This window comes from Pseudomonas syringae (assembly GCF_000737245.1).
In the GTDB taxonomy this organism is placed as follows: domain Bacteria; phylum Pseudomonadota; class Gammaproteobacteria; order Pseudomonadales; family Pseudomonadaceae; genus Aquipseudomonas; species Aquipseudomonas syringae_J.
Genome location: NZ_JPQU01000017.1, coordinates 12403 through 38716 on the forward strand (window position 1 = coordinate 12403; position 26314 = coordinate 38716).

General features: G+C 56.6%; 25 protein-coding genes, 1 tRNA gene and 2 pseudogenes. 10 read left to right on the plus strand and 18 right to left on the minus strand.

All coding sequences use genetic code 11. The features are described 5' to 3' along the window. Positions 1-52: 52 nt before the first annotated feature. The 3 genes and pseudogenes from IV01_RS21785 to IV01_RS0124580 all read left to right on the plus strand — a co-directional run. Positions 53-1294 (plus strand): OprD family porin, encoded by a 1242-nt coding sequence (locus IV01_RS21785; RefSeq protein ID WP_032625853.1) that lies wholly within the window; start codon positions 53-55, stop codon positions 1292-1294. Positions 1295-1378: 84 nt separating this feature from the next. Next, positions 1379-3151 (plus strand): acyl-CoA dehydrogenase C-terminal domain-containing protein, encoded by a 1773-nt coding sequence (locus IV01_RS21780; RefSeq protein ID WP_032625856.1) that lies wholly within the window; start codon positions 1379-1381, stop codon positions 3149-3151. A 230-nt stretch (positions 3152-3381) separates the two neighbouring features. After that, positions 3382-4315, plus strand: a pseudogene (locus tag IV01_RS0124580) (transposase); the annotation flags it as partial. 232 nt (positions 4316-4547) lie between these two features. On the opposite strand, the gene IV01_RS21775 reads toward IV01_RS0124580, so the two are convergent. Next, positions 4548-5276, minus strand: a complete 729-nt coding sequence (locus tag IV01_RS21775) for an SOS response-associated peptidase family protein (protein WP_032625858.1) — start codon at positions 5274-5276, stop codon at positions 4548-4550. A gap of 99 nt (positions 5277-5375) precedes the next feature. On the opposite strand from IV01_RS21775, the gene IV01_RS21770 reads away from it, so the two are divergent. Both IV01_RS21770 and umuC read left to right on the plus strand, forming a co-directional pair. Further along, the gene (locus tag IV01_RS21770) at positions 5376-5807 is read left to right on the plus strand and encodes a LexA family protein (RefSeq protein ID WP_032625859.1); all 432 of its coding nucleotides are present in this window, start codon (positions 5376-5378) and stop codon (positions 5805-5807) included. Next, a complete protein-coding gene (umuC, locus tag IV01_RS21765) occupies positions 5794-7074 on the plus strand; it encodes a translesion error-prone DNA polymerase V subunit UmuC (RefSeq protein ID WP_032625861.1) in 1281 nt (426 codons plus the stop codon). The genes IV01_RS21770 and umuC overlap by 14 nt, the downstream gene beginning before the upstream one ends. A 188-nt stretch (positions 7075-7262) precedes the next feature. Here umuC and IV01_RS21760 read toward each other — a convergent pair whose 3' ends face one another. The 13 genes and pseudogenes from IV01_RS21760 to IV01_RS21715 all read right to left on the minus strand — a co-directional run bounded on the left by IV01_RS21760 (position 7263) and on the right by IV01_RS21715 (position 18042). Continuing rightward, positions 7263-8252, minus strand: coding sequence for an oligopeptide/dipeptide ABC transporter ATP-binding protein (locus tag IV01_RS21760; RefSeq protein ID WP_032625862.1), 990 nt, complete (start codon positions 8250-8252; stop codon positions 7263-7265). Continuing rightward, positions 8249-9283 (minus strand): ABC transporter ATP-binding protein, encoded by a 1035-nt coding sequence (locus tag IV01_RS21755; protein ID WP_032626061.1) that lies wholly within the window; start codon positions 9281-9283, stop codon positions 8249-8251. The genes IV01_RS21760 and IV01_RS21755 overlap by 4 nt, the downstream gene beginning before the upstream one ends. Before the next feature lie 2 nt (positions 9284-9285). Next, on the minus strand, positions 9286-10185 hold the full coding sequence (gene ddpC, locus IV01_RS21750; protein ID WP_032625864.1) for a D,D-dipeptide ABC transporter permease: 900 nt from the start codon (positions 10183-10185) through the stop codon (positions 9286-9288). Between the two features lie 2 nt (positions 10186-10187). Further along, positions 10188-11204: an ABC transporter permease gene (locus IV01_RS21745; RefSeq protein WP_032625865.1), complete on the minus strand. Its 1017-nt coding sequence runs from the start codon at positions 11202-11204 to the stop codon at positions 10188-10190. Between the two features lie 104 nt (positions 11205-11308). Further along, positions 11309-12865, minus strand: a complete 1557-nt coding sequence (locus IV01_RS21740; RefSeq protein WP_032625867.1) for an ABC transporter substrate-binding protein — start codon at positions 12863-12865, stop codon at positions 11309-11311. Positions 12866-13046: 181 nt separating this feature from the next. Beyond that, positions 13047-13604 (minus strand): D-alanyl-D-alanine dipeptidase, encoded by a 558-nt coding sequence (ddpX, locus tag IV01_RS21735; protein ID WP_032625869.1) that lies wholly within the window; start codon positions 13602-13604, stop codon positions 13047-13049. A gap of 43 nt (positions 13605-13647) precedes the next feature. Beyond that, entirely contained in the window at positions 13648-14499 is an 852-nt protein-coding gene (locus IV01_RS21730; RefSeq protein WP_032625870.1) for a MurR/RpiR family transcriptional regulator, read from the minus strand. A gap of 271 nt (positions 14500-14770) precedes the next feature. Next, positions 14771-15037, minus strand: coding sequence for an SNF2-related protein (locus tag IV01_RS25830; protein ID WP_050507278.1), 267 nt, complete (start codon positions 15035-15037; stop codon positions 14771-14773). Between the two features lie 18 nt (positions 15038-15055). After that, complete coding sequence (locus IV01_RS0124585) at positions 15056-15949, minus strand: hypothetical protein (RefSeq protein WP_050507279.1); 894 nt, start codon at positions 15947-15949, stop codon at positions 15056-15058. Positions 15950-16245: 296 nt separating this feature from the next. Further along, entirely contained in the window at positions 16246-16602 is a 357-nt protein-coding gene (locus IV01_RS27270; RefSeq protein WP_418903507.1) for a single-stranded DNA-binding protein, read from the minus strand. Further along, positions 16576-16938 (minus strand): annotated as a pseudogene (locus IV01_RS27275) (DnaB-like helicase N-terminal domain-containing protein); the annotation flags it as partial. The gene IV01_RS27270 and the pseudogene IV01_RS27275, both read right to left, overlap by 27 nt. Next, on the minus strand, positions 16935-17798 hold the full coding sequence (locus IV01_RS21720; RefSeq protein ID WP_032625872.1) for a ParA family protein: 864 nt from the start codon (positions 17796-17798) through the stop codon (positions 16935-16937). The gene IV01_RS21720 and the pseudogene IV01_RS27275, both read right to left, overlap by 4 nt. Before the next feature lie 168 nt (positions 17799-17966). Continuing rightward, positions 17967-18042 (minus strand) — tRNA-Asn (locus IV01_RS21715). A 159-nt stretch (positions 18043-18201) separates the two neighbouring features. On the opposite strand from IV01_RS21715, the gene IV01_RS21710 reads away from it, so the two are divergent. The 4 genes from IV01_RS21710 (at position 18202) to IV01_RS21695 (ending at position 23272) form a co-directional block, all read left to right on the plus strand. Further along, positions 18202-19827, plus strand: a complete 1626-nt coding sequence (locus IV01_RS21710; protein ID WP_032625874.1) for an NADP-dependent glyceraldehyde-3-phosphate dehydrogenase — start codon at positions 18202-18204, stop codon at positions 19825-19827. A gap of 200 nt (positions 19828-20027) precedes the next feature. Next, a complete protein-coding gene (locus tag IV01_RS21705; RefSeq protein ID WP_032626066.1) occupies positions 20028-20681 on the plus strand; it encodes a biliverdin-producing heme oxygenase in 654 nt (217 codons plus the stop codon). Positions 20682-20820: 139 nt separating this feature from the next. Continuing rightward, positions 20821-21705: a DMT family transporter gene (locus IV01_RS21700; protein WP_032625876.1), complete on the plus strand. Its 885-nt coding sequence runs from the start codon at positions 20821-20823 to the stop codon at positions 21703-21705. A gap of 133 nt (positions 21706-21838) precedes the next feature. After that, on the plus strand, positions 21839-23272 hold the full coding sequence (locus IV01_RS21695) for an NAD-dependent succinate-semialdehyde dehydrogenase (RefSeq protein WP_032625877.1): 1434 nt from the start codon (positions 21839-21841) through the stop codon (positions 23270-23272). A 75-nt stretch (positions 23273-23347) separates the two neighbouring features. Here IV01_RS21695 and pbpG read toward each other — a convergent pair whose 3' ends face one another. Next, the gene (gene pbpG / locus IV01_RS21690; protein WP_418903506.1) at positions 23348-24283 is read right to left on the minus strand and encodes a D-alanyl-D-alanine endopeptidase; all 936 of its coding nucleotides are present in this window, start codon (positions 24281-24283) and stop codon (positions 23348-23350) included. 249 nt (positions 24284-24532) lie between these two features. Between pbpG and IV01_RS21685 the strand changes: the two genes are divergently transcribed. Further along, positions 24533-25093, plus strand: coding sequence for a hypothetical protein (locus tag IV01_RS21685; protein WP_032625881.1), 561 nt, complete (start codon positions 24533-24535; stop codon positions 25091-25093). Positions 25094-25197: 104 nt separating this feature from the next. Here IV01_RS21685 and IV01_RS26960 read toward each other — a convergent pair whose 3' ends face one another. The 3 genes from IV01_RS26960 to IV01_RS21670 all read right to left on the minus strand — a co-directional run bounded on the left by IV01_RS26960 (position 25198) and on the right by IV01_RS21670 (position 26169). Continuing rightward, positions 25198-25392: a hypothetical protein gene (locus IV01_RS26960; protein WP_032625883.1), complete on the minus strand. Its 195-nt coding sequence runs from the start codon at positions 25390-25392 to the stop codon at positions 25198-25200. Between the two features lie 116 nt (positions 25393-25508). Continuing rightward, the gene (locus IV01_RS21675) at positions 25509-25703 is read right to left on the minus strand and encodes a hypothetical protein (protein ID WP_032625885.1); all 195 of its coding nucleotides are present in this window, start codon (positions 25701-25703) and stop codon (positions 25509-25511) included. A 103-nt stretch (positions 25704-25806) separates the two neighbouring features. Beyond that, a complete protein-coding gene (locus IV01_RS21670; RefSeq protein ID WP_032625886.1) occupies positions 25807-26169 on the minus strand; it encodes a hypothetical protein in 363 nt (120 codons plus the stop codon). Positions 26170-26314 lie beyond the last annotated feature (145 nt).

Sequence of the window (26314 nt, forward strand, 5' to 3'; positions counted from 1 at the left end):
AGGCGGGCATTGGCTTCACAAGGCAACACCACAATAAGAAATGGGAAAAAAAATGCACAAACACCCTAGAACCAAAACGATATCCCTGGCTGTCCTGGCCGCGGGTTCGAGCTTGCCACTTTGGGCACAGGCGGATTTCATCAAGGACAGCAAAGCCAGCCTTACTATTAATAACTACTATTTCAACAGCGACTATCGCCAGCCCGGTGCCACTCAGTCCAAGCGGGAGGAGTGGGCTCAGGGCTTTATGCTCAACTACGAGTCGGGCTTCACCAACGGTGCTGTGGGTTTTGGTCTGGATGCCATCGGCATGCTCGGCATCAAACTCGATTCAAGCCGGGACCATATCAACACTGGACTGCTATCGGCGGATAACGATGGCAATCCGCAGGACAACTACAGCGAACTCGGTTTGACGGCAAAGGCGCGGGTGTCAAAAAGCACCCTGCGCGTTGGGACGCTGCTCCCGAAGATGCCAACAGTCTTGTCCAATGAATCGCGACTGATGCCGCAGACCTTTCGAGGTGCGCATCTGGTGTCGCAGGAGTTTGCAGGTTTGACCCTTGATGGCGGACGCCTCACTCAAAACAGCCTGCGTAACGACAGCAGCAGCGAAGACATGATTGCCAACGGTCGCGCCATTACCGGAGGGCAGTTTACCGACAAGTTCAACTTTGGAGGCGCGCGCTACCAGTGGAACAGGAACCTGATGACCTCGTACAACTACGGTCATCTGGACAACAACTATAAGCAGCACATCGTCAATCTGGTGCACTCTTTGCCTATTGGCCACGGCTCACTGAAAAGTGACCTGCGCTACGCGCGCTCCACCAATGACGGCAACACCAACGTTGATAACACCGCGTTGGGTGCCATGTTCACCTACAGCGTGATCGGCCACGGGATTAGCCTGGCGTACCAGAAAATGAAGGGCGACACAGGTTTCCCTTACATCAATGGCACGGATGAGTTCCTGGTCAACTACGCCATGCTGTCGCCTGACTACGCCAACCCCGACGAAAAATCCTGGCAGGCCCGTTACAACTACGACTTCGCGGCTCTGGGTATTCCCGGTCTGACATTCATGACCCGTTACGTCGCTGGAGACGGCTTCGAACGCGGCGACCGTGGAGCCAAAGAATGGGAGCGCAACAGTGAAGTCGCTTATGCCTTCCAGCAAGGATCGCTGAAGAATTTATCTGTCAAATGGCGCAACGGTACTTACCGCAGCGCCGGTAGCAGTGACATAGACCAGAACCGTTTGATCCTCAGCTACACATTGCCGCTGTTGTAAGCGTCGCGATGAGGGCCGAACCCAAAGCTCGGGTTCGGCTCTCTGTCTTCCACTCGCTGTGCGAGACCCATACGAGTAGCAACTATGCCTGTATACAATGCCCCTCTCCGCGATTTTCGCTTTGTCCTGCACGAAGTGTTCGCCGGTCCGACCATGTGGGCACGCACGCCGGCCCTGGCCGACGTGATCGATGCTGATACGGCCGATGCCATCCTAGAAGAAGCCGCTAAGGTGATCGGGAGCCTTATTGCCCCGATCAACCGCAGTGGCGATGAGGAGGGTGCGCAGTGGCTCGACGGTGATGTGTTTACGCCAGCGGGGTTTGGCGATGCTTACGCTACCTATACAGAGGGCGGCTGGGTCGGGCTGTCCGGCAATCCCGCCTACGGCGGCATGGGCATGCCCAAGATGCTCTGCGTTGCCTTCGAGGAAATGCTGTACGCTGCCGGGTCCAGTTTTGCCCTATATTCGGCACTGAGCTCCGGAGCGTGCCTGGCGATCGATGCTCACGCTAGCGAAGCTCTCAAGCGCACTTATCTACCGCCGATGTACGAAGGCCGATGGGCCGGCTCCATGTGTCTGACCGAGGCCCACGCGGGCACTGATCTGGGGCTGATTCGTACACGCGCCCAGCCAGATGCCGGCGGCAGCTACGCCATCACTGGCAGCAAAGTCTTCATCACTGGGGGCGAACATGATCTGACCGAGAACATCATCCATCTGGTGCTAGCCAGGCTCCCGGATGCTCCAGCTGGAGTAAGCGGGATCTCGCTGTTTCTGGTGCCAAAAATCAACGTCGAAGCTGACGCCAGCCTCGGCACACGAAACGCCGTAAGCTGTGGCTCGATCGAACACAAGATGGGTATCAAGGCTTCTGCCACCTGTGTGATGAATTTCGAAGGTGCTACAGGTTTCTTGATCGGTGAGCCCAACAAGGGCCTTTCCGCTATGTTCACCATGATGAACTATGAGCGCCTATCCATCGGAATCCAGGGTCTGGGTTGCAGCGAAGCCTCCTACCAAACCGCACGCGGTTATGCCGCCGAGCGTCTGCAAAGCCGCGCAGCTACTGGGCCGCAGGAGAAGGACAAAGTCGCGGACCCCATTCTTGTACACGCCGATGTGCGACGAATGCTGTTAACCATCAAAGCCTTGACCGAAGGTGGCCGCGCGTTCGCATCCTATGTCGGCCTGCAACTGGATCTTAGCAAATTCAGTCCTGACGCCAGCGAGCGACAGAGTGCGGAAATCCTGGCGGCCTTGTTGACGCCGGTGACCAAGGCATTTTTCACTGACACAGGCCTTGAAAGCTGCGTGCATGGGCAGCAGGTATTGGGCGGCCATGGTTATATACGTGAATGGGGTCAGGAGCAGCTCGTGCGCGACGTTCGTATCGCACAGATTTACGAAGGCACGAACGGCATTCAGGCACTCGACCTGCTTGGTCGTAAGATCATCGCCAACGGCGGTCTGGCGCTGCGTCAGTTCACCGGCGAAATCCGGCGGTTTGCCGATCAGCATGAAAACCCGCACGCCACGGTTCTGCTCGATGCGGTAGAGCGCCTGGAACGCATCAGCAGTTGGGTGCAGGAACGCGCCGCCAAAAATGCTCACGAAATAGGTGCTGCCTCGGTGGAATACCTACACCTGTTTGGCTACACCGCTTATGCTTGGATGTGGGCGCGGATGGCCGCAGTGGCTCAAGCACGATATGTAGAGGATGAGGCGTTCTACGGCGGCAAACTGGCGACGGCGCAATTTTTCTTTGATCGCTTGCTCCCCCGCACGTTGAGCCTGGAGGCTAGCATCTGCGCCGGAAGCGATTCTTTATATGGCATACGCGACGATCAATTCTAACCACTTTAGCGCTGTTAGCGTGGCTGCAAAAACCTTCTACCCATCTGCGCGACGGCCCGGAGTCGTCGCGCTCGTTGATGAGTCTCAAGCCACCTTGCCGGCACTAACTTCACGCGCCTCGACGAGCTTTACAACTTTGTCGGCGCACGGATTGCGCACGATGTGAGACTGGATCGGCTAAAGCCCATACATAGAGCTAGGGTTGGGTGTTTGAGATGTTGATAGGCTGCTTAAGCCTCGAAGACGAAGTCCCCAAACACTCTACGTTTTCCAAGAACCGCCACGGTCGTTTTCGCGACAGCTCGCTTCTCCGCTGGCTGTTCAACAAGGTGCTGCGTCGCTGCATGGACGCAGGTCTGGTCAAGGGCGAAGGGTTTGCGGTCGACGCCAGCGTCATCAAGGCAGATGCCAGTCGGCAACGTGGCGTACCTGGCGATGATGAAATCAACTGGCGCGATCCGTCGCTCAGTACTCGCGCCGTGCGTGAGTACCTTGAAGCGCTGGATGCAGAGGCGTTGGCCGAAGCACTGCCCAAGCGCCTGTCACTGACTGATCCACTTTCTCGTTGGACAGCAGCACCAGGAGGCCCGGCGTTTTTCGCTTACTCGACGAACTACCTGATTGATGTCGAACATGGTGTGATCATGGATGTGGGGCCGACCCCAGCGCATCGAACCGCCGAGGTCGCGAGCGCCAAGACCATGGTCGAGCGGGTCGAAGAACAGTTCGACATCCAGCCTGATCGGCTCATCGGCGATACCGCTTATGGAACCGCATCTGCGTAGCGAATGGCGGGCCTTCAAGAACCAACGCTCACATATCACGAAAGCCGACACCATCATCTTCCGATCCCGACTGCGCTACTTGCTCAATGAAAGAGCAATGCTGCCCAATACCTCGTTCCGGAAAATCGCCCGTAGCATCCATGAGAGCGCGCGCGAAGTTGCGCGGCGCATCGCCAAGACACCTCAATACCAGTGTTCTCGCAATGAGCGCAAGAAGGTCGAAATGTTGTTCGCTCATCTCAAGCGAATCCTGAAACTGGATCGGTTGCGACTACGAGGAATGACCGGTGCGAACGACGAATTCACCTTGGCGGCTGCGGTACAGAATCTAAGAAGACTGGCGAAACTGACCTCTCAAGGGCCACCGACTACGGGCTAGTTGCGCCTGGGATCAGCAAAAACCTTCAAATCAACCTACTAACCAAGCTGCAACGATCAACGCAGAACCGGAAAGCCACGCAACGTGGTGAATAGGTTCTGAAGAGATGATCAACTTCAAAATCTTCCAGTTTGAAAATCCGACTTTTTCAACAGAATCGGCCGAAAGCGGGCAGCGAAACGAATTCTGGGTTCGGGCATTCACGGGTGGCGCTGGTATGAGAGGATTTGGGTTACATCGGAGCCTTAAGCTGGAACAGGTCAGCCGGGTCCTGGTCGACTGGCTCGATGATCTCAGCCCCCTGATTCCTCACATTCCCCACCGCCTTTCCCACCCGATACCACTCAAAATCCTCCACCGGCCTGCAGCACTCCTTGGCGATTTCCTCGGCGCGTTTCGCGCTCGTAGCGGGATCAAGCCATTCGTTGGCCAACTCCGGCGTCAACACCAACGGCCGCCGATCGTGAATATCCACCATCCCCTGATCACTCGCCGCCGTGATGATCACAAACCCATCATCCTCGCGGGGCTCCAGTCCTGGCGTCACCTGAGCCAACGCGCCATAAAACATCGGCGCCTGGCTTTTCAGCCTGATGTAATACGGCTGCTTCTTCTTCGGATCAGCCGGATCCTTGACCCACTCGAACCACCCATTAGCGGGCGCAATCGCGCGGCCATTGGGCCACAGCTGCTTGAAAAACTTCCCCGTCGTCACCGTCTCGACCCGAGCATTGATCGGATCCGGTCGTTTGCCTTTCGCCCAGAACGGCGACCATCCCCAGCGCACCTTATCCACGCTCAGGCCCTGTTCAGTGCTACGGATTATCTGGACGCGAGTGGAGGGCGCGACGTTGTAGCGCTGGATCGGCCAGAGGTCGTATCCGTTGATCACCAGCTGCTTTGGGGCCAGTTCCCGCAGGTAGTGGTCCATGGATTCGTAGATCGAATAGCGTCCACACATGCTGTCACCCGTCGAAATTTCCTACAGAGGAGATTGACCGAAACCGGCCTTCGTCGTTAACTGTATATACATACAGCAATCAATCGCAAGGTTCGCATCATGAGTGTCACTATCCCTGGCCCGTTGTCGGCAGGGGGCGAAAAGCTCCCACTTTATTCCTTCCAGGTACCGGCCGGTTTCCCGTCCCCGGCGGCGGACCACATCGAAAAGCACATCTCCCTGGATGAGCTGTTCGACATCCGCGCGCCGCACGTGTACCTGGTGAAGATCGAAGGCGACAGCATGGTAGGGGCCGGGATCTACTCGGGTGACCTGGTGGTTGTGGACCGCAGCCTGTACGCCGAGCACGGCGATATTGTCATCGCGGCGCTCAATTCCGAGCCGGTCTGCAAGCGCCTGCACATGCGCAACAACGTGTTCATCCTGCAATCCGAAAACCCGAAATACCCGCCGCGTTATGTGATGGAGGGTGACGACCTGGTGATCTGGGGCGTGGTGAAATACAGCGTGCGCGATCATGGCAAAGCCTGATCCGGTCTTCGCCCTGGTCGACTGCAACAGCTTCTACGCCAGCTGCGAACGGGTGTTCCGCCCCGACCTGGCCAAGACGCCGATTGTGGTGCTGAGCAATAACGATGGCTGCGTGATTGCCCGCAGCTACGATGCCAAGCCTTTCGTGAAAATGGGCGCGCCGTACTTCCAGATCAAAGACGCGCTGCGCCAGAACGGCGTGGTGGCGTTCAGCGGCAACTATGCGCTGTACGGCGACATGAGCGAACGGGTGATGACCATCATCGAATCCATGGTGCCCGCCGTGGAGATCTACAGCATCGACGAAGCCTTCGCCGACCTGACCGGTATTCCCAGCGACCTCACCGCCTTCGGCCGCACCATCCGCGCCGCCGTCCATAAATGCACCGGCATCCCCGTCGGCGTCGGTATCGCTCACACCAAAACCCTAGCGAAACTCGCCAACCACACCGCCAAACGCCTACAGGCTGAGACGGGCGGCGTGGTGGACATCTGCGACCCGTTCAAACGCGACTGGGTGCTGCGCAACACCGAGGTCGGCGAAGTCTGGGGCGTCGGCCGCCGCATGAAAGCCCACCTCAATGCGATGAACATCACCACCGCCATGGACCTGGCCAAAGCCGATCCCACCATGCTCGGGCAGAAATTCAGCGTCGTCATCGAAAAGACCGCCCGCGAACTGGCCGGCACTTCCTGCCTGGAACTGGGCGAAGCCGAACCGCCCAAGCAAGAGATCTGCAGCAGCCGCATGTTCGGCAAACGCCTGACCACCATCGAACCCATCAAAGAAGCAGTGGCCACCTACGTGCAGCGCGCCGCCGAAAAACTCCGCGCCCAGAACTCATTGTGCAAAAAGATCCGCGTCAGCATCCGCACCGGCATGTTCAACCCCGAAGAAGCCAAATACGCCAACGGCGCCCTGGTCGAACTGCCATACCCCACCAATGACGTGCGCCTGATGACCAAGGCCGCGACCGAAGCGGTCAATCGGCTGTTTCGGCCAGGCTTCAAATACAGCAAGGCTGAGGTGTTGTTGCTGGATCTGCGGCAGCCAGGGGAGTTTACGGATGATTTGTTTGCCGAGGGGCAACCGGTCGCGGCGGAGAAGGTGATGGGGGTGTTGGATGAGATTAATGAGAGGTGGGGTAGGGGGACGTTGCGGAGTGGGAGTGTGCCCGCCGACCCGGGATGGGCGATGCGGCGGGAGATGATGAGTGGGAGTTTTACGACGAAGGTAAATGAGCTTTGGACGGTTCGCTGTAAGTAGCGGAGGCATTGGCAGGTGACTGCTATCGACCCAAAGCGGACGGTCGCGACTCACAGCTACGGGGCTTTAAATGCCTGCCTACGGATAAGCTTCGAAGCTTCACCCGCTGCGTCGACTAGACGCGACGGTTAGCGTGAAGATCGAGAGCAACCACAGTCGGCCCATCTCAATCATGATGCCGACAAGGGTTATGCGACTGACTCCAAATGGCATCTGACCCGCTCACCGCCACCGGCTGTTTTGGTCGGTAACAAGGCCTGGGGCCGTTCACAGCCCGAGGTCGCCTTCGGGCAACGATCACGGAAAAAACAGCCTGCTGGCAGGTTACGATTGCCGGGCAACTCAGTAGGCGCCGAGGCATGAGCATCATCTACGCTGACATCCAGTCGGGGAACGGCTTCGAGCAGCAATTGGGTATAGGGATGGCGCGGATGCTCCAGCACCTGCGACGCCAAACCCAGCTCCACAATCTGCCCCAGATACATGACGGCCACTCGGTCAGCCATGTGGCGCACGACGGACACGTTGTGGGAAATGAGGATGTAGGTAAGCTCCCTAGTTCGTTGCAACTCGCTCAACAGATTGAGAATTTGCGCCTGCACGGAGATATCCAAGGCAGAGGTCGGCTCATCAAGGACAATAATGTCCGGGTTTGACGACAGAGCACGAGCAATCGCGATCCGTTGGCGTTGTCCGCCCGAAAACTGGTGAGGATAGCGGTCAAGGTACTCGGTACGAATGCCCACCTGAGCCGCTATTTTCGCGGCGATGTCGCGCATATCCCGGCGGGGGGCAGAGTGCTGAACGAAGAGCGGTTCAGTGATGATCTTCCAGATTGGCAGACGTGGGTCCAAGGAGGACTGAGGGTCCTGAAACACGATCTGGACATTGCTACTGCGCTCATTGTCTGTGTTGTAGACCCAATCCAGCTTCCCGGAAGTGGGTTTGATCAAGCCCATCAATAATTGCGCCAGGGTGCTCTTTCCGCACCCTGACTCTCCTACGATCCCCAGGGTTTCACCGGCATGCACATCGAGATCAATACCATTGAGCGCATGTGCCACCGCTTTGGGTCTACCCAGCCAGTCAGTGCCCATCGGATAGTGAACCCTGACATCTTGCAACCCCAGGATGGCGGGGCTGGTGGCAAGGTAAGGTTGCGCGGTTATGTGGTTCATGACTGCAACTCCCAGGATGAAGTACGAGACGGCTCGGCCAGCCAGCAAGCGCTTTTGCGGCCTGTCTCGGCGTCGATGGTCAACATCGGCGGCCGCTCGGCACATTGCGCCATTGCATAGCCACAGCGATCACGAAAAGTGCAGCCATCAGGCAATGCGGAAAGATTGGGGACCTGACCGGGGATGGTCATCAAGTCCTGACCAGGTTCGACCTGCTCTGGCAGGCCACTGAGCAAGCCCTTTGTGTAGGGGTGACGTGGGTCAGCCATCACCTGAGCTGTAATGCCTTGCTCAACCACCGCACCGGTATACATCACGTAAACCCGGTCACAAAACTGCGACACCAAGGCCATGTCATGGGTAATGAGCAGAATCGCCGTGCCCCGTTGGCGAGCCTTTTCGCGTAGCAGCAACAGCACTTGACGTTGCACTGTTACGTCTAAGGCCGTGGTGGGCTCGTCGGCGATCAACAACTGCGGATCGCAGGAGAACGCCAGGGCGATCATGACCCGCTGACGCATTCCGCCTGACAGTTCGAAGGGATAGCTGTTCATGACCTGCTCGGGGTCAGCAATGTGCATGTCCCGCAGCAGGGCAATGGCTTTCGCTCGGGCATCAGACTTGCTCAGCTTCTGGTGATGAATGATCACATCCAGCATCTGGCGACCAATACGCCGGGTTGGGTTGAGCGCAGTCATTGGTTCCTGAAAAATCATCGCGACGTCTTTACCGCGAACCTTGAGCAGATCCTTTTCTTCAGCGGCCAACATGTCACGTCCCATAATATGCAGCGCCCCGCTTTTGACCTCGTAGGCGCGTTCAGGCAGCAGACGCATGCTGAGCATCGCCGTCACCGATTTGCCCGAGCCGGACTCACCGATTACGCCGACAATTTCGCCAGATTTGACGTCAATCGACACGCCATTGAGTGCTTTTACGGTGCTGCGGTAGGCCGGGAATTCAATCCGCAGATTATCGATGGACAGCACGGAATCACTGGAGAATGTCGCTGGTTGCGCTTGAGTCTTCATGCTCATTTCCCCTGCTGACGAGGGTCGAGAAGGTCGCGTACGCCATCGCCCAATAGATTGAAGCCCGTTGCGGTAATAAGGATGGCAACGCCTGGGAAGGTGGAATACCACCACTGGTCAAGAATGTAGTTGCGTCCGGTCGCGACCATGGCACCCCATTCAGCGGTCGGTTGTTGAGCGCCCAGACCGATGAAACCCAATGCGGAGGCCATCAATATCGCGCTGCCAATATCCAGGCTCAATTGCACCAGCAGGGGAGGCATGGCATTGCGAGCTACATGCCAGATCACCATATGCCAGCGTCCCGCGCCGAAGGTCTCAGCGGCTTTTACATAGCCCATCTGCCTGATGCTCAGGGCTTGGCCGCGAGCAAGCCGGACATAGAACGGAATTCGTACCAGGGTAATGGCCAGCATCGCATTGAACAGGCTGGGGCCTAATGCGGCAGCCAGAGCCATGATCAGCACCAGTGAAGGTACCGACAGCATGATGTCCATCAGGCGCATGGTCAGGCTATCAAAGCGTCCCCCAATGATCCCGGACATACAGCCGAGCAAGCCACCGGCCAAGCACGACGTAAAGGCCACGAACAGGCCTACGCCCACCGACTGCTGACTGCCATACAAGACACGGCTGAACAGGTCACGACCGACTTCATCGGTGCCGAACCAATACTCTGCCGATGGCGCCGCCAGCCGCTGAGTCAGGTTCAATGCGTTGGGGTCATGCGGCGCCAACCAGGGTGCAAAAATCATCACCAGCAATACCACCAGCGTGATCAGCAGGCCTGCCATGGTCAGAGGGCTGCGCCGTAGTTGGTGGCCCAGATAAGCGAGCTTGTCCTGCCAGCCGTTCACTCTCGGCAACGGCGTAACCGCAGGCGCAATAATGGAATCAGACATTTTCAGTTGACCTCGCCAATGCGTGGGTCGATCAAGCGATACAGCAGATCGATAGTCATATTGAGCAGCACGTAAATGAACGACACCAGAATGGCGAAGCCCATGACGGCCGGGAAATCCAGCGATTGGATCGATTTCACGACGTAGGCGCCCATGCCCGGCCAGGCGAACACGGTTTCAGTCAAAACGGCGCCATACAGCAGGTCACCCAGTGTCAGGCCCAGCACGGTGATTGAAGGAATCAGTGCATTAGGCAGCGCATGGCGAAGAATCACGGTCCACTTCGACAAGCCGTAGGCGCGTGCTGTGCGTATGTAGTCCTCGCCAAGCTGATCAAGCATCGCCGAGCGGATCTGCCGGGCTATTACCCCCAGATTGACGAAACCCAGGGTTATTGCAGGGAGGATCAAATGCTTGAGCGCGTTGAAAAAAAGCTCCGAGTCACCGGCAATCAACGAATCAATCAGGTAGAAGCCTGTGAACTTCTGGGGTGGGGTCAAGCCTTCATCGAGTCGTCCGCTTCCGGGTAGCCAGTTCAAATGGCCGTAGAAAACCACGATCAAACCCAGACCCAGCCAGAATGCAGGCGTGGAGATGCCGGTGACGGCTAGGGTTCGCGCGATCTGGTCGATTAGACGGTTGTGATAGACCGCCGACAATACGCCCAGTGGTACGCCCACCAGGATCGACAACGTGAGTGCCGCGAAAGCCAGCTCCAGGGTTGCCGGGAAGAACGCCTGCAAGTCTTCAAGTACTGGTCGGCTGGTTCTGATCGACGTTCCCAGGTCGCCATGAATCAAGTCGAGCATGTAACGCCCGTATTGCTGATACAGCGGCAGGTCCAGACCCAATTGATGTCGAATATTATCGACAATCGCATCAGTGGCCCGATCACCCGCTATCAGGCGCGCCGGATCGCCAGGGATCAGATGTGAAATCGAAAAGGTGATCAGCGAAACCCCGAATACCACCAAGAGGAGGCCTCCGAGGCGTTTTCGCAGTATGTTCAGGAAGGCCATATGGCACCTCGGTCACTCTATAAATGGGCAGAGCAAAGCTTCTTGCGGGCATGGCGTTGCAGCGGCCCCGCGGGTGCTGCGGGGCCGCTGAGACTGGCTGTGCCTTACTTGGTGATCGTGCCGATATTGAATACTTGTTCAAGCATCGGGTTGAACACATAACCTTTCACCTTATCGCTCATCGGTAAGGTATAGGCCTTCTGATAGAGGTAGGCGTAGACGCTGTCATTCAGCACAATCTTCTGCGCCTGTTGGTACAGTTCGACACGCTTGGCCATATCGTTGGTGGTAGCCGATTCACGAATCAGCTTGTCGACTGCCGGGTTTTCATACATGGACCGGTTGCCCGCCAGGCCCTTGAGCTTGGAGTCAAAAAAGAAGTTCATGAACATGTAGGGGTCGGCAAAGTCCGGGCTCCATGAGCCGATGGCGACGTCGAAGTCACCTGTACCCAAGCGTTCGCGCATACTGGCGTTGGCCAGCTTTTCCATCTTCAGATTGACGCCAATGGATTGCAGCCCGGCTTGCAAGGTCAACCCGATGGGTTCCCAATTCGGGTCTTTGTCGGAATACATGAATGTCAGGTTGCTGACTTTCGGCGAGACCTTGGCCAGATCGGTTTTGGCTTTGGCCAGATCCTGCTTTAGAACGGGGAGCTTTTCATCATGAGCCCACATGCCTTGAGGAATAGGGCCATTCAACGGTTTTGCCTTGCCGCCCAGGATGCCCTGGATGATGCCGTTGTAATCAAGCGACTCGATAATTGCGCGACGGGCATCCGGGTTGCTCATCGGTGCTTTCTGAGTGTTCAGATAGAGCATCGTGACTCGCAGCGATGGGTAATCACCTACAACAATTCCGGACTTTTTAGCCAAGGCCTTGAGTTGGTCTTCAGGCATGTCTTCGATGATGTCCAGGTCGCCGTGTTCCAGTTGCAGGCGGCGTACCGAGGCCTCACCAATGATCTTCACGACCACCTTGTTAAGGGTTGGCTTTGGCCCTGCGTAGTAGCTGTTCTGCTCCATGGTCAACGTCTGGCCTTTCTGCCAGTTGACCAGTTTGAAAGCACCCGAACCGGCAGTGTGCGTCGACAGATAAGTCTCGGCACCTTCAGGTTTTTTGGCGATGGCCGGGTTCACGATAGCGGCACCATTGTGCGCGAGCGTCGACAGAAATGGCGCGTATGGCGCTTTCAGGGTGAAGCGCACGGTCATTGGATCAACAGTGCTGACCTGCATATCCTCGGGGAATGCACCGGAAGGCCCTTGTTTGAGTTTCATCACTCGATCAAAGGAGAACTTGACGGCTTCGGCGTTCACCTCGGTTCCGTCATCGAACTTATTGCCTGCCTTGAGCTTGAAGTCCCAGATCAAATTATCGGGGGACGTCGACCAGCCAGTGGCGAGTTCGCCTTGGACTTCGGTGCTGCCTTTCCCGTCCTCGACTTTGTAGGTCACCAGGCGCTGATAGGCAGGGTAGGTTATTGCCCAGTCGTTGTTGTCGATGGTCACTGCCGGGTCAAGGGTTTGGGGATCGGAAGGTTTGCCGATCATCAAGGTATCCTGAGGCACGGCGGCACTTGCCGATTGCCAGGTGCCCAGGCCCATCGCAGTGAAGAAAACAGCCATCGCCAGATGACGAGGTTCAACGATTGATTTCATGCCGGTTCCTTTATCGTTCGATGTTTGGAATTTCTTCAGGTTTATTATTGGTGCTTTACCGGGCAGTTAAACTGGACGCATCAGGGCATCCACGTAGCGCCATTCGCATAACCCCACGAGCTGGCAGCCTGTTCTAAGCCGGGATTCATTAATGTCCCGGTCGGGTGTCACGGTCATTGAGTCAATGTGCGGGGGCGACTGACTGATCATCAATCAGTGGGTATGCTTCAGCATCAGGCAGCTCGTAATGCCACCACTCGCTGTCTATGTAGGTAAATCCCGAGGCAAGCATGATGCCTAACAACATGAGCCGGTTCTGTTGCACGTGAGGGGGTAGATCTATGTGGAACTGGTGAGATTTTTCTCTCATGTCATCAAAACCTGTTCCCATATCCAAAGCGTTACCTTTGGCGTCGATCAGCGTGAGATCGACTGCCACGCCGCGACTATGATGCGAACCCAGGGCAGGGTCACGAACATATTCCGCGTTGGGTAACGCGGCCCACAAAAGATATTGGGCATAGGGCGGCCGGTATGCGTCGAGAATCCGAAGGGTCAAGCCCGCCTGCTGTGCCAGTTGACTGGCCTTGCGCAAGCAGACTTCCGCGTCCGGATGCAACAGGCACCTTGGGTCTTGGTAGATCTGTTTGCCGGCCAGGTTATCTGCGCCGGCGTACACCAGATCGATCTCGACTCTCAATGCTTTAGCATCGATTTCGATGAGTGGGGTGTTATTCACTTCAAAGCTCCAACACTGGCGTTAAATTGTGCGCTGCTGTTTATTAATCAAACTGGCCAAACAACTTCTGTAGCTCGCGATTTCTGGTCAGCCGCTCATCAAGGCCGTCTCCGAGTTTTTCAGCTACAGAGGAAACGATAAGGTTAAGAAGGCAAGAAAGCGGTGCCAGCGAGTCCCAGAACTGTCCCACGTCCGAATCCAGTTGAAGCAGATCATGCGGATAGTCACGTGCCCATGGGCATTGAAAATCGGTAATGAATGCCAACGGCAATTTTTGTTGATTAGCCACATCGCAGAAGGTCCGAGCCACAGCTGAATACATGCGGAAGTCTGCAATGACAGCGTAGGGATTTGCGAACTGGGAGTTCAATGACTCTGCGTAGGTGCCTGACAAACCGTCAACGTAATAGACCTTGGGCCTGATGTATTCCAAGTGGCTGAAGAAGGCGTTCATAATGCCGCGAGTTGACTGAATCCCTACAATAAAAACAGCATCTGCGGCGCAAAGTCTTTCGATGATCCGAGAGAACGTAGCGCCACGAGCCAGCGCATAAACTCGCTGGATGGCTTCAACTTCTCGTTTCATTGACCTCTCAAGCGTGTCGCCATGGATCTTTTCCTCGCGGAACGCTCCCAATCTGTCCGTGATCACCCAGGCGCTGCCGTCATCGTCACGCAAGCTTTTTTTCACATCATCGATATTGCGATAGCCCAGCGAACGCAGGAAACGCCCGACTGAGATTCCGGTTGTTTCAGTCTGCTGCGCGATACTATCCGCTGTCTCGAATGGCAGTTTCTGCGGGTTAGCCAGCAGGTAACCGGCAATCCGTTTGCCTGTCGGAGTGAGGTCGGCAAACCTCTGGTCCAGCATTTCCAGGAAGCCTATTTTGTCCATAAGAGATCCGTAGCAGTATCAGAAAACGGAATCATGAATGTTATCCTGGCGTCATTTTCCGCTGTGTTGTTACCAACATAACACGGCACAAATCTTATGTACTATCGTTTTTTTACGCCTTCAATCTCTCTTTTTTTGTTCTGCCTCACGCCAGTGCATGGGTGTTTGAAATGTTCATATAGGGTGCGAAAAGCAAACGTCTGCTTTTGGCCGAAAGCTGTCGTAGGTGGTGCACCCTTATGGCGAGGGACTTTTGTGTACCTACCCCGGATCAGCTGACTAGACGATGCAGTGCAGTTTCGCGGTTGAGCACCGGGGTTCCGGTGAGCAGGTAGCGGTAGGGCACTTGGGCGGCGATGTCGAAGGCGTTGCGGGTCCAGAGGGCGGTGGGTTCTTTGAGGCGGTGGGCTTCGTCGATCACCAGTACGGCGAAGCGGCTGGCGGTCTGCAGGAAGTCGCCCAGTCTTTCGTAGTTGACCAGCACCCACTGTGCGTCGGCTTCAAAATGTTGGCGGCAGATCCTGGCGTCTGGATCCACGGCGCGGATCTCGCGCTCTCAGTTGATGATCAGGCTCACCAGGCAGACGATCATGATCGGTTTGCCCGCAACCTGGACTTTTGCGGCGACGATTGCCTCGCGGGTTTTGCCCAGGCCCATGTCGTCAGCCAGCAGTGCGCTGTTGCGTCGCAGTAGGTGGCGGACACCTGCGGGCAGGTAGTCGTAGAGTGAATAGCCTTGCAGCGCTTCGTTGATGGCTTCATCGGTCCAGGCGGTGCGCTCAATGCCTGCGATGCAGGCCAGGAAGATGTCTTTGCAATCTTTGTCTTCTGTTCGTTCTGGACCAGGCTCCGGAAAGTCACCGCTGATGCAGATGCCATCGGAGGTGCTAACAGGTGTGACAGAGCCATCGCTGTGCAGCTCCTGCAGCGTGGCGAGAATTTCGAATTGCTCGTCGGCCAGGCCGAGCTCTTCAACCAGGTTGAGTTTGGTCAGCTCGGCGGTGCCGGGTAGCTGCCAGGCGCGCATCTGCGACAGGTAACGGCCCTGCATGCGCTTGTAGACGGCCACAACGCCAGGATGATAATCGCCGCTGGCGAGCACGCCGCCACCGGCGAGTGGTGCCAGGCGAATACGCATGCCCCAGATGAAGGCATCACGCGTGCAGTGACTTCGGGCCTGATCCAGTTTGGCGAGGAAGCTGCTCAAGGTCTCGTTGAGCTTCATCGGAGCCAGTTCAATGAGGTGTCGAAACAACGCCGCAGGGTCTTCATGGATCCGCGCTTTGGGGATGCGCCAGGCTCGATGCTGTGGATGATCTGTGCGGCGGATGAAGTAACCTTGACGATCCAGCAGCAGGCGATTGCTGCCCTCGATGAAGGTCAGGAGCAGACCGTAGTCGTAGCCGTCGAACACGGCTCGTCTGAGCAGCGGAGGGCGCTTCTGCTTCATGATCGAGATTTTTGGTTTCGCGGCAGGTTGAGAGGCGTCTCAAGCGCTGCGGCCTGTGGTTGCTGTTCAAGAATAGTCTCACGGGCTTCGCGATTTTTTGGTCCTGCGCCGGGTAATTGGTGGCTCATTGCCACGGTGATTCCAGTGGAATCACCGTGGCCAGTTGCTAGTATGATGCCAGTGGCATCACCTTTCTGAAGCTCATTCTCACGGTGCTTGAACGGTTACCGCAGTCCCCCGAGGTGAAGCTTCCAGCCTGCAGAAGCTCCACGTGGAGGGCGATTTTTGTGCCAGCTTTAAGGCTCGGGATCTGAGCCGGCATGGTCTGGTGCCGCCAGCACGATGCTGTCGATGCGATGCGGCAGGATCCCGATGCGGCTGGCCTGGACTTTCATGGCGCTGTTTTCGTCGCCGTCGTCGTCCTCCCATTTGTCCATCTGCATCCGTCCCTGCACCAGCACTCGAACGCCCTTGGCATACAGTCGGGAGTAACGCTCGGCGTCTTTGTGCCAGAGTTCGACGTTGGCCCAGAAGCCTCCGCGGTCTTCGTACTTGCCGTCACCGCGGGGGATGGAGTTATCGAAGTAGACGTTCAGTCGCAGCAGTCGTCGCGGTTCTTCGTTGCCGCTGGCTTCGTGGCCGAGCAGGATCAGCTGACGCAGGTGCGCCCGTTCGCGGACGATGTCGGCGTAGGCGCTGATGTTGGCCACCGAGGGCGTGTTCTTGGCTAGATCGGCCAGATAGCCTAAGCCTCCGGCCTGTGAAATCTCAGGGATGGAGTTGGCCAGGGTCACCACGTCGAACGGTTGGTCGACAATCGCCAGGCTTTGAATGGCCTGGAAGATCACCCGATGGTCACGCCGGAAGAAGTCCTGCGCAGACAGCGTGTCGGCCAGCAGATCCCAGGTGCTGTTATCCAGCATCAACCCGCCGAGTACGCCTTGTTCCGCTTCGATGGAATGCGGAGGTACCAGATCGAGCAGGTTCATGAGGCCAACTCCTCATCCACTGGGGTGCCCAGGGTGTCGTGGGCCAGCTTGTTGAAGAGCGCACGCCATTCCGGGAACAGCTCCGAGGCCAAATCTTTCATCACGGCAAAGGCGGCGGGTGAACGGCGGTTATGGGGCTGGCGGTATTCGAGGCGATGGGCCGGCACACCTTCGGTGGCGGCTCGCCGAAAGCTCACGGCGGCCGGGATGGTGGTCTGCAGCAGGTTAATCTGCGGATGGTCGGCCAGGGTTTCTACCAGCGACTGGTAGATCAGGTTGGCGTCGTTGGTGGCGTCGAGCTTGTTGATCACGATGTTCAGCGGCGGCGTGTACACGCCCAACGAAGCCAACGGCGCCAGGTCTTTCAGCAATTGCTGGGTACCGCGGTAAAACTCCCGGGCGGCGAGCATGTCCGGGGTGATGGGGGAAATCGCCAGATCCGAACAGAGCAGCGCGGTCTCAAGCGTCACCGAGCGCGCGCCTTGGGTATCAATCAGCACCAGGTCATAATCCTGGGCAAATTCCGACATCAAATTTTTCAGGCGCAGACGTCCATCAGCTGCGTAGAGCAGCATGTTGCTCAACTGGTTGTGGGGATCGTTGGAAAGGATCAGCGACAGATTGGGGATGCAAGTGCGGGAAACGACCAGATCAGGGATGGTTTCGTTCTGGGAAATCAGCTGGTAGGTGCCGCCAGGAGCTTCGCTGTCCAGACGATAGAACGAGGACAACGAGGGTTGCGTATCGAGGTCGATGAGCAGGGTACGGAGATTGGCGTCGGCGCAGAAAGCGCCCAGGTTTGCGGTTACCGTGGTCTTGCCAGGGCCGCCTTTGGTCGAGAGGACCGATGCGATTTTCATGGTGCTTGCCTCTAAATCGATTGATTAGAGACAGCGCTTTGACTCGCATACTGAAGTGTTACAGAAGGTAAGCTGTAGTGGAGTGAGCGGATTTGGGTGATTTTCAGCGTTGCTGAGAACCTTTCGACAAAACCCGCTCAAACCCTTGAATCTACAGCTTCCTGAAGGTGGCTCCACGACCTGGACTCGAACCAGGGACCCAGTGATTAACAGTCACTTGCTCTACCAACTGAGCTATCGCGGAATGAGCGCTATGTTACTGATTAAATTAGAGTAGTCAAGCATTGGGCTGAAATATTTTTACGATTCCCCCGGTATCGCGCCGGGTCGTTTCCACTACAGCGGGCCATGGCGTAATGTGTCTGGCGTATCTTTTGTTGACTACCCAAGAGAGGTGAACCCAGTGAGTGTCAGCAACCGCTTTGAAACACTGTTCCCTTCCTTCGAGCAGATTCCGGAACAGTATCGTCCAGGTGAAGCTATCGAGCAGCGCGAGTATCTGGTTGGCGGTACTTTGCAGCTGTGGCATGGGCCGTTGGCGCCGGTGCGCAGTCCAGTCTGCCTCACAGCACCGGAAGGCATCCGTTCCGTGATACTCGGTGGCACGCCGTTGATGGATGCGCCGACTGCGATGACTGCGCTTGATGCCGCAGTGACGGCTTATGACCGGGGGCAGGGCGCATGGCCGACCATGCGGGTTGTCGAGCGGATTCAGCATGTCGAAAGTTTTCTCAAGCGCATGCGCGAACAGCGGGACGCAGTGGTCAAGCTGTTGATGTGGGAAATCGGCAAGAATCTCAAGGATTCAGAAAAGGAGTTTGACCGCACCTGCGATTACATCGTCGACACGATCAACGCCCTCAAGGAACTGGACCGCCGCTCCAGCCGTTTTGAGCTGGAGCAGGACACGCTGGGGCAGATTCGGCGCGTGCCACTGGGCGTGACTTTGTGCATGGGGCCTTATAACTATCCACTTAATGAAACCTTCACCACGCTGATCCCGGCGTTGATCATGGGCAATACCGTGGTGTTCAAACCTGCCAAATTTGGTGTGCTGCTGATCCGGCCTTTGCTGGAGGCCTTCCGTGACAGCTTCCCGGCAGGCGTGATCAACGTGATCTACGGCAGTGGTCGGGAAACGGTGAGTGCTTTGATGGCGAGCGGCAGGATTGATGTGTTCGCCTTCATCGGGACTAACAAAGCAGCCAGTGACCTGAAGAAACTGCATCCGAAGCCGCACCGCCTTAGGGCCGCCTTGGGGCTGGATGCAAAAAATCCCGGCATCGTGCTGCCTGACGTTGATCTGGACAATGCTGTGAATGAAGCGGTGACGGGTTCTCTGTCCTTCAATGGTCAGCGTTGCACCGCGCTCAAGATTCTGTTTGTGCATGAAAGTGTGGTTGACAGCTTCCTGGACAAATTCAAGGAAAAACTGGGTCAACTGAAACCCGGTATGCCCTGGGAAGCTGGCGTGTCATTGACGCCATTGCCGGAGCCAGGCAAAGCGCAATATCTCAAAGGGTTGGTTGAAGATGCCGTCGATAAGGGTGCCAGCGTCGTCAATGAAGGCGGGGCAGAAATCATTGAGACATTCTTTTACCCAGCGTTGCTCTACCCTGTGAACTCAACGATGCGTGTCTATCACGAAGAGCAATTCGGGCCTGTGATACCGGTAGTCGCTTACAGCGATCTTGAGACGGTGATCGATTACGTCCTGGATTCGGATTTCGGGCAGCAATTGAGCATCTTTGGCAATGACTCCCGCGAAGTCGGACGTCTGGTCGACGCCTTCGCCAATCAGGTGGGGCGCATCAATATCAATGCCCAGTGCCAACGTGGGCCGGACCAGTTTCCGTTCAACGGGCGCAAAAACTCCGCCGAGGGGACGCTTTCTGTTCACGATGCTTTGCGCGTGTTCTCGATCCGGACATTAGTCGCGACCAAGTTTCAGGAAGCGAATAAAACCCTGGTCAGCGATATTATTCGTAACCGCGAGTCTGGTTTCCTGACTACCGATTACATTTTCTGATCTATCCCGGGACACAAGGAAGTTGCCCTGGCACACTGCCCCCGGGGTAACTTCAGCACGCAGGTATTCCGCCGCATCATGCAGTTCCTGTAAGGTGTCGGTCTCTCAAAGTCAACCAATGCCCATGATCGAGCCCACCCGATCACGCACTGAATTCCTCATGCCCCTGGACTCGGGTGCTCAGTAAAGGGACACATACCTTGCTTGATGAAAAGTCTCCACCGCAGCAGGAAAAAACTGCGCCTGGTCATGTCTCGTTAGTACTTCAGGAACTGCGACAAGCCACTGCCGAGAATCACAGAGGACTTGAACGACGACTGCCATTTACCTCGCCAGAACTTGATCTGAGCGTGTACACGCGGCTTATCAAGGCGTACTACGGTTTTTATATTCCGCTGGAAAAGGTTCTGGATCGGTTCGAGGGGGGGCACGTGACAAGCAGCGATCGCTACAAAGCGTCGGCACTTGAGGATGATTTGCTCGCGTTAGGCATGACTACTGACGAGATCCAGATGCTTGCCCAGTGCCCGGACTTGCCGGATATCCAGACCCATGCACAGTTGATGGGTGTCTTATATGTAATTGAAGGTGCCACACTAGGCGGGCAAGTTCTGCGCCGGATTGCCCGCGATAAGCTCGCTATTGATGAAGCGACGGGGGGCAAGTTCCTGGATGTATATGGCAGCGCCACCGGGCGGATGTGGAAAGCGTATCTGGCACAGTTGGCACAAGTCGTTGCGCCCGCCGAAAGACATCAGGTGGTCTCGTCCGCGCTTGGCATTTTCGTCTGTTTCGAGCGGTGGTTGGAGCATTCCGGTGTTTTGCTGCTGAAGGCCGACTGCCCGGTCATTTAATTGCGCCAACGCGCTGGCTTTGTTTGGAATACAGCCGGAGCTTCTATATTCTGGGTTCATCCACCAGTCAGGGACGTCGGGCACGCTGCCGTTCGGCATCTTAACCTGTGCCTGTTTTCTGCCTCGCCAAGGAAACTCGATGAGCACCGCCAGCACGCCATTGTCAGGCGTTAACCAGCCATTGAAGGGCATCGCGCTCATTGTGCTGGCGACGTTTCTGTTCTCAAGTCACGACACTATCTCCAAGTATCTTTCCGGTTTTTACCCCATTTTCATGGTGGTATGGGTGCGCTATGTGGTGCATACGCTGCTAATGGCGGGGATTTTCATGCCGTCAGCAGGCCTGCGTGTATTGCGCACCAAGCGGTTGAAGTTGCAGATATTGAGGGCGCTGTGTCTGTTGGGTACCAGCCTGTTCTTCACTACTGGCCTGATGTATATCCCGCTGGCGGAGGCTACGGCAGTCAATTTTCTTGCCCCCTTGCTCATCACTGCGATGTCGGTGCCGTTACTGGGGGAACACGTCACTCGTAAGCAATGGGCTGCTGTGCTGGTGGGATTCGTGGGGGTATTGATCATCGTGCACCCTGGCGGCGAACTGTTTACGCCCGCGAGTCTGCTGCCCCTGTGTTCTGCCATGCTGTTTGCTTCTTATCAACTGCTCACCCGGATGGTCAGTGCCCATGACAGCCCGACCACGAGCAACTTTTTCGCGGGCTTGTTCAATACCCTGGTCATGACCGCATTATTGCCGTTTTTCTGGACCATGCCTGAGCTCAAGCATCTTCCGTTCATGCTCGCGCTGGGCACCTGCGGTATGGTCGCGCACTTGCTGCTGACTCAGGCATTTCGCTTCGCGGCCCCGGCGATGCTGGCGCCGTTCAGTTATTGTCAGATCGTGTTTGCAGGGCTGTTGGGTTACCTGGTATTCGGACATGCGCCTTCGCTGACCGCCCAGTTTGGCATCGTGGTGATATGCCTCAGCGGCCTTGCCGCCGCATGGCAGCAGCGCACCAGGGCCTGATATATCGTCGCGAACCATCGATCTCTAAGGTTGGAGCGATATAGCGCCTTGATATATACCCCAGCGCCCCCATTGAACTCGTGCACCTTTGAAAGAACATTATTTGTCCTTGCGAATGCAATTGGAGATCGCTATGTATCCTGAAGTACAGCTGTTCATCGACGGTCAGTGGCGCGCTGGTCGCGATGGTCGCACCATCGCTGTGATCGACCCCGCTACCGGCGAGAAACTGGGCACTGTTGCCCATGCAAGCATTGCCGATCTTGACGAAGCCCTTGCGGCTGCCGAGCGCGGCTTTGCCGTCTGGCGCAAGACTTCAGCCTATGACCGCTACAAGACCATGCAAAAAGCGGCTCAATTGCTGCGCGAGCGAGCCGATTCCATTGCCCGGATCATGACTCAGGAGCAGGGCAAGCCGCTGGCAGAGGCACGCATGGAAGTGCTCTCCGGCGCGGATGTGATTGACTGGCTTGCCGAAGAGGGGCGTCGCAGCTACGGCCGTCTTGTGCCTTCACGCGGCAGCGATATTGAGCAAAAGGTGATCAAAGAACCTGTAGGCCCCGTTGCCGCCTTCACCCCTTGGAACTTCCCGATCAACCAGGTTGTGCGCAAGCTTTCCTCGGCGCTGGCGGCCGGTTGCTCGATCATCATCAAGGCACCGGAAGAAACCCCGGCTTCGCCGGCAGAGCTGATCCGCGCGTTTGCCGATGCAGGCGTACCGGCAGGGGTGATCGGCCTGGTTTATGGCGACCCTGCAGAGGTCTCTTCGTATCTGATTCCTCATCCGGTCATTCGTAAAGTGACCTTCACCGGCTCGACGCCAGTGGGTAAGCAGCTCGCTGCGCTGGCCGGTCAGCACATGAAGCGCGCAACTATGGAGTTGGGCGGCCATGCCCCTGCGCTGGTCTTCGACGACGCTGACATTGATCTCGCTGCACGGGTATTGGCGACGGCCAAGTTCCGCAACGCGGGACAGGTTTGCGTGTCGCCGACCCGAATCCTGGTGCAACGCGGAGTGTTTGATGCGTTCCTCGACAAGTTCGTCGGTCTGACTCGGGAAATCAAGGTCGGCAGCGGCCTGGATGCCAGCACCACCATGGGCCCGGTCGCGAATGATCGTCGGATCCCGGCGCTGACAGCGTTGGTGGATGACGCCCGCGCGGCCGGCGCGACCGTTAATGCGGGGGGCAAGGCAATCGACGGTCCAGGCTATTTCTTCGAGCCTACCGTACTCAGTGGGTTGACTCGGGAAATGCGCATCATGAACGAAGAACCCTTCGGTCCTGTCGCGCTGTTGGTGCCTTTCGATACGCTGGAAGAGGCGATTGCTGAATCCAACCGTGTGCCGTTCGGTCTGGCATCCTACGCGTTTACCACTTCGATGAAGACAGCCCACGCTTTGGGCACCTATATCGAGGCTGGGATGTTGTCGATCAACCATCAAGGCATCGGCTTGCCTGAGGTTCCATTTGGCGGCATCAAGGATTCCGGCTACGGCTCCGAAGGTGGTATCGAAGCCATCGAGGCGTACCTGAATACCAAACTGGTGACCCAGTTCAATCGCTGATCGATGCATAGCAAAAGGCCGCTGATCCTTAGGGACAGCGGCCTTTTTTGCTTTCTAAAGATCAGACTTGGCCTATTACTCTTTGGCTTGCAATCCGTTCTGTTTCATCACCAGATTCTTTTCCTTCTTGTACTGCAAGGCGACCGCCGGAGCCGGGCTGCTCTTGCCGGTCTCTACCCATTGACGCAGACGGCTGGCGTCGGCGAAGTGAGTGTATTTGCCGAATGCATCGAGGATCACCACCGACACCGGCCGGTTTGCCATGCTGGTGAGCAGCACCAGGCAATGCCCGGCCTGATTGGTGAAGCCGGTTTTTGTCAGTTTGATATCCCAGTTGTCCTTGCGCACCAAGTGGTCGGTGTTGCTAAAGCCCAGACTGTAAGTGGGCTTGCGGAAGGTTACGGTTTTTTCGGCGGTGGTACTTAGCTCGCTGAGCATTGGATACTTGCGGGCCGCCAGCACCAGCTTTGTCAGGTCGCGAGCGGTTGAAACGTTATAGATGGATAGTCCGGTAGGCTCGACATAGACCGTATGTTTCATACCGAGCGCCTTGGCCTTGGCGTTCATTGCCAGGATGAACGCAGCGTAACCACCTGGATAGCTGTGCGCGAGGCTTGCTGCCGCACGGTTCTCCGAGGACATCAAAGTAATCAGCAGCATCTCCCGGCGCGGTAGTTCGCTGCCGAGCTTCACGCGGGAAAACACACCTTTCATTTCCGGCGTCTGGGAAATATTGACCGGAATGACTTCGTCCATGGACTGTTTGGCGTCAAGTACCACCATGCCGGTCATTAGCTTGGTCACCGATGCAATCGGCACCACCACATCCGGGTTGCTGGAATACAGCACTTTGTCGGTCTGCAGGTCGACAACCATGGCGCTGCCGGAAGCCAGATGGAGTTGCGAGGGATCACGGTTCAGCGCAGGCGTTTCGTTTGCGAGGGTACTGGTGGAGAGTGCCGGGCCCGTAAGTACAAATAAAAGGCCCAAAAATGGAAGACGAATGTTCAAGAGCAACGCTCACTAATAAATGGAATGCGTGTTAGCGCACGGGGACATAAGCACCGCTGCATTTTATGAGTAGCATTGAACACTGTCGATGGTTGTTGTGAGCCTTCGCCATAATAAAAATTAAATAAACATCTTGCCTGGGCGTGGCCAATCCTCATTGCCAGCAAGAATAGTCATGGTATCCAGCGGGCGCAGCGATTAGCATCCTTGGCATTGATGCCAGCCGCCACAGACTGAAGGAGACACGCAATGCCCAAGGGGTTTGTCAGCAAGGATTACGTTGTACTAGTGATAGTTGCCGGTGCAGTAGCCGTTCTGTTGATGGGGGCGGGTTTTTTCTCCAAACCTGCGGATTGGGCAGGTTGGGTGCAGGCAACCGGACTGATCGTTGGCATGATGGTGGCAGTGGCTGTTCCCGGCATTCAACGCAGTCAGGAGGCCGCCACCGGGCATAAGGTAATGCGTGAACGGGAAGTCGGTTATGCTCGGCGGATGCAGTACTTGTGCGGTGAACTGGGGGAGTTGCTGGGCAAGATCAGCCTGAGCCTGAATCATTTGCGCGCCACTGATAGGCACCGTTTGCAGAATACCTTGCAGGATTACCTGCATCGTCTGTTCGAATCGCACCGTCAGGACCTGAACGAGGACCGGATTGTCATTGCTTATGAGTTGCGTCAGGTCGCCAATGATCTGATTGATGAGTTGGAAAGCGGTCGAACGGATCGGGTGGTTTTCATGAGCCTGGAGAAGCGTCTGCAAAGGCTGACCCATCGTTGCCAGGTCAATGCTGCCATGGCAGAAAAGCTCTGATTGTTGATCGCGCCAGCACGCCTTAAGCAAAAAAAAGCCCGCATCTGGGGCGGATGCGGGCAAGGGAGTGTGCGGAGCAACGCACGAGTGCAGTGATGCGGAATTCAGTTGAAGCGAAGGCTGTCAGCTCGCGCCTGTTCCAGTTGCTGCGAAGTCGTCTGAGCCGCAGTCAGTGAAGCGAATGGCCCGCTGACCGGTTCACCGTCATTCACAAGGTACCAGCAGGCCAAAAGGCCGCGCTCTCTGAGCGATTGGGGGACAGCGCTGCCAACAACCGACATAATCTTGAGTGAGTTCATGAGTACCTCCAGCAATCTATGGCGCTACTTTAGGGCGTCATTGAGTGGAGCAAAAATCACTGCTCTCGATAGTGGACATTGATGATCACGAGTGCCCGTCGAGAACCGGGCAGGAATCAGTCGACGACTTGATCCAGTATGGCAACCACTTCCTGCTCTGACATCACACCTTTCTCAACAAGGCTTTGCGCCATAAGTGCAACAAACTTGGCGGTGCGATGACCTTCCAGACTCTTGAGTTCAGTCAAGGCACTGTAAACCTTGCTAGAGGTGCAAAGTCCGACGACGCGGTGGGGATGCTGTGTCGGCATGGGGCTTCCTTGTTTTTAGGGCGGACGATGAACTCACTATAGCCGTGCAGGGCTTTCTAATGGGCCAAAAAAAACCCGCCGGGTGAGGGCGGGGCCATTAGCATTACCAGCGACCGCGCTCGTAGTAACCGGGCGGTGGGCCGTAATAGCCACGAGGCGGGCCGTAATAGCGCGGACGATAAATCGGCGGCGGAGCTATCACCTGATAGGCAGGTTGGTAATAGACGGGTTGAGGTGGGGCCTGAACATAAACCGGCTGTTGAACATAGACTGGGGGCTGTTCAACGTAGACGGTGCGGTCACGTCCGGATGAAACAGCTGAGCCAACTACGCCACCAACAATTGCACCCACAACCGCGGGGCCAACCCAGCCGCCACCGCCACCGCCGCCACCGTGAGCGTTCGCCTGGCCTGCCAGCGCCAGCGCACCTAATAACAAGGCAATTCTGGGGATTTGACGAATCATGACTATTCCTCGGCTTTCAACCCGTTGTCGCGAGCCTGCATCACTCTCAAGCACTGCCACGGGATAACTTATATGACCACGCTTTGCGGAGAAACTGCGAAGCCGTTAAGTAAATTTTGTGTAAGGTATCGGCGCCGTCCCATTG

Bases quoted from the DNA above. Each gene is read 5' to 3' on its own strand.
- IV01_RS21780 (WP_032625856.1), top strand. From the start codon at position 1,379: ATGCCTGTATACAATGCCCCTCTCCGCGATTTTCGCTTTGTCCTGCAC.
- IV01_RS21775 (WP_032625858.1), bottom strand. From the start codon at position 5,276: ATGTGTGGACGCTATTCGATCTACGAATCCATGGACCACTACCTGCGG.
- IV01_RS21720 (WP_032625872.1), bottom strand. From the start codon at position 17,798: ATGAAAATCGCATCGGTCCTCTCGACCAAAGGCGGCCCTGGCAAGACC.
- IV01_RS21745 (WP_032625865.1), bottom strand. From the start codon at position 11,204: ATGGCCTTCCTGAACATACTGCGAAAACGCCTCGGAGGCCTCCTCTTG.
- umuC (WP_032625861.1), top strand. From the start codon at position 5,794: ATGGCAAAGCCTGATCCGGTCTTCGCCCTGGTCGACTGCAACAGCTTC.
- IV01_RS21740 (WP_032625867.1), bottom strand. From the start codon at position 12,865: ATGAAATCAATCGTTGAACCTCGTCATCTGGCGATGGCTGTTTTCTTC.
- IV01_RS21685 (WP_032625881.1), top strand. From the start codon at position 24,533: ATGCCCAAGGGGTTTGTCAGCAAGGATTACGTTGTACTAGTGATAGTT.
- IV01_RS21675 (WP_032625885.1), bottom strand. From the start codon at position 25,703: ATGCCGACACAGCATCCCCACCGCGTCGTCGGACTTTGCACCTCTAGC.
- IV01_RS21695 (WP_032625877.1), top strand. From the start codon at position 21,839: ATGTATCCTGAAGTACAGCTGTTCATCGACGGTCAGTGGCGCGCTGGT.
- IV01_RS21760 (WP_032625862.1), bottom strand. From the start codon at position 8,252: ATGAACCACATAACCGCGCAACCTTACCTTGCCACCAGCCCCGCCATC.
- ddpC (WP_032625864.1), bottom strand. From the start codon at position 10,185: ATGTCTGATTCCATTATTGCGCCTGCGGTTACGCCGTTGCCGAGAGTG.
- IV01_RS21670 (WP_032625886.1), bottom strand. From the start codon at position 26,169: ATGATTCGTCAAATCCCCAGAATTGCCTTGTTATTAGGTGCGCTGGCG.
- IV01_RS21755 (WP_032626061.1), bottom strand. From the start codon at position 9,283: ATGAAGACTCAAGCGCAACCAGCGACATTCTCCAGTGATTCCGTGCTG.
- IV01_RS0124585 (WP_050507279.1), bottom strand. From the start codon at position 15,949: ATGAAGCAGAAGCGCCCTCCGCTGCTCAGACGAGCCGTGTTCGACGGC.
- IV01_RS26960 (WP_032625883.1), bottom strand. From the start codon at position 25,392: ATGAACTCACTCAAGATTATGTCGGTTGTTGGCAGCGCTGTCCCCCAA.
- IV01_RS21700 (WP_032625876.1), top strand. From the start codon at position 20,821: ATGAGCACCGCCAGCACGCCATTGTCAGGCGTTAACCAGCCATTGAAG.
- IV01_RS21730 (WP_032625870.1), bottom strand. From the start codon at position 14,499: ATGGACAAAATAGGCTTCCTGGAAATGCTGGACCAGAGGTTTGCCGAC.
- IV01_RS21770 (WP_032625859.1), top strand. From the start codon at position 5,376: ATGAGTGTCACTATCCCTGGCCCGTTGTCGGCAGGGGGCGAAAAGCTC.
- IV01_RS21785 (WP_032625853.1), top strand. From the start codon at position 53: ATGCACAAACACCCTAGAACCAAAACGATATCCCTGGCTGTCCTGGCC.